The 1983-nt window shown below is 69.4% G+C and carries 2 protein-coding genes; both read right to left on the bottom strand.

What is annotated here, in order from left to right; genetic code table 11:
• Positions 1-1018, bottom strand: a 1018-nt coding sequence (locus tag D7X55_RS38950) for a hypothetical protein (RefSeq protein WP_121725673.1), incomplete at its 3' end; no start/stop codon positions are given.
• Between the two features lie 500 nt (positions 1019-1518).
• Complete coding sequence (locus tag D7X55_RS38940; RefSeq protein ID WP_121725671.1) at positions 1519-1785, bottom strand: hypothetical protein; 267 nt, start codon at positions 1783-1785, stop codon at positions 1519-1521.
• Positions 1786-1983 lie beyond the last annotated feature (198 nt).

Raw genomic sequence — 1983 nt, 5'->3', positions numbered from 1 at the left:
CATCCCAGCCCACGCGAGCCTCGGCCTGGAGCGAGTACCCGTCCGGAAGGGGAGCGGACGCCAGCGGCACACCCTCCGGGCCCACTGCCTGGAATCGCGCCAGCTCGTAGTCCGGGCCGAAGAAGCCCTGCCGGAAGCCGCCGTGCTGCCTGCGTGCCTCCAGGCGCACCGACACATCCCACGCGGAGGCCACCGCATCCGCCCCCATGCCCAGCACCGCGCCCCAGGCACCTCCAACGCCCGGCCGTCCTCCCCAGCCCGCCAGTAGGTGCGCTTCCAGGCCCGGACGCCTCAACACCACCGCCGTTCCGTCCAGGTGCGCCAGCGTCACGGATGGCGCGCGGCCTCCGGCCCGTCCCCAGTCGTGCACGGCGGAAATAGCGAGCGAGTAGCGCCCCGGCGAGTGAGCGGCGCCAAAGAGAACGCGCCCCACGTCCAGCGCGACCTCCGCACCCACCAACCGCGCGCCCAACACGTCCGAGGCGAAGGCCTCCGTGTAGAGCGGCCCCACGGTGCCCGTGAGGAAGCCTCCGGCCGGGTGGTAGTCCGGGTTCGTCCGGTTGGAGTAGCGGCGCACCAGATGCGCCGACAGCAGGCTGTAGTCCTCCAGGGCGCCCAGCCACACGCCGACGGACGCCGCGTCCGAGCCCAGCTTGAGGCCGCGCACGAGCTGGCCCCAATCAGAGAGGCTGTCCCAGTCCTCCCTCCGCACGAAGCCCGCATCCCCTCCACCACCCCAGAGGCGCAACCGCACGGGCGTGCCCAGGTTGAGGCCGAACTCCGCGCCTCCGTCGAGAATGAGGGTCGGCTCCACCTGGAGGAAGCCCTCGTTCGTGCCCATCCCCGCGCGCGGCAGGAAGGACAACGTCGTCGCCTCCACGCGCAGCAGGTTGCGCCAGGCCTCGTCCAGTGGGCGCCGTTCCACCTCCACGGGCGGCGCCTCCGGGACGTCCTCTGCCCATGCGGCCACCGGCAACAGCAGCCACAGCCAGACAGCCCCGCATCGCGTCATTCGCATCCACGCCCCCTGGGAGTGACACTTCCCAGCAAAGCAAAGGACACGCGTCTGACACTCAGCCCAGCCCCCGCAGGCCCCGCGCTGCACCACGCCCAGCACTCACAACGTCATTCGCATGCGTGCCTCCCAGGAATGCTTCGCAGAGGGAAGCAAAGGACACGCGCAAGGAACACGGTAGGCCGTGCTCAGTCCTGGTCGGCCCATTTCGGAAGGACACAGCGCAGGCACTTCCGTGTGAAGGAGTTCCTGTAGGGCCCGTCGAGAAAGAACCGCTCTCGACAGCGGGGACACCGGAAGAAACCTGCCCGAAATGACGCAACCACGGTGAACCCCATCGACCCCAGCGCGAAGGCAAACAGGATTCGCCCTCCGCCTGGGCGCCCCTCCAGGGCCCATCCCACGACAGGGATGAGCGGAAAGAGCAAGAACCCCACGAGCACCAGGCGGGCGCGCCGCCGCAGATCATCCCACTGTTCCCGGTAGCTGGGGGCCACGGCGCGTCAGCCCGTCTCGCCCAGCTCGAAGGCGGACGTGCCGGTGTGGTGCTTGCGCTGCGTGAGCTGGTGCTCCTCGCGCAGCCGGTTCTCGTAGAAGGGCAGGTGCTCCGCCTTGCGGAGCTTGCGGAGCGCGTCCCAGTCCGCATGGAACGCATCGAGCGCGGCGCAGAACGGCCGGACGAAGTCCTCCAGCCGGGACACGATGGGCAGCAGCCGCAAGGGCTCCACGCCCAGGTCCAGCTTGAAGTCCTCTGACGTGCTCAACGCCATGTCCGCTCCCGATGTCTCGACGGAGCGAAACGCTAGCACGCACCTTTCACCCACTTCGCCGCCCTGTGCGCACACCCACTCCGTGGACGGACAACACTCGCCTTGTCCCAGCGGGTGACATGGCTTCTGGGGGTGCCTACCCCTGAAGACCAGGAGGCGCGGGCAACGGACGTGAACAAGGGCGGGCGATGGCTGGGG

The sequence above is a fragment of the Corallococcus sp. AB049A genome (genome assembly GCF_003668885.1).
Classification (GTDB): domain Bacteria; phylum Myxococcota; class Myxococcia; order Myxococcales; family Myxococcaceae; genus Corallococcus; species Corallococcus interemptor.
This window is presented reverse-complemented; position numbering and strand designations above follow the sequence as displayed.

What these genes read in the sequence shown, in the direction of transcription:
- D7X55_RS38940 (WP_121725671.1), bottom strand. Translation starts at nt 1,785, where the DNA reads ATGGCGTTGAGCACGTCAGAGGACTTCAAGCTGGACCTGGGCGTGGAG.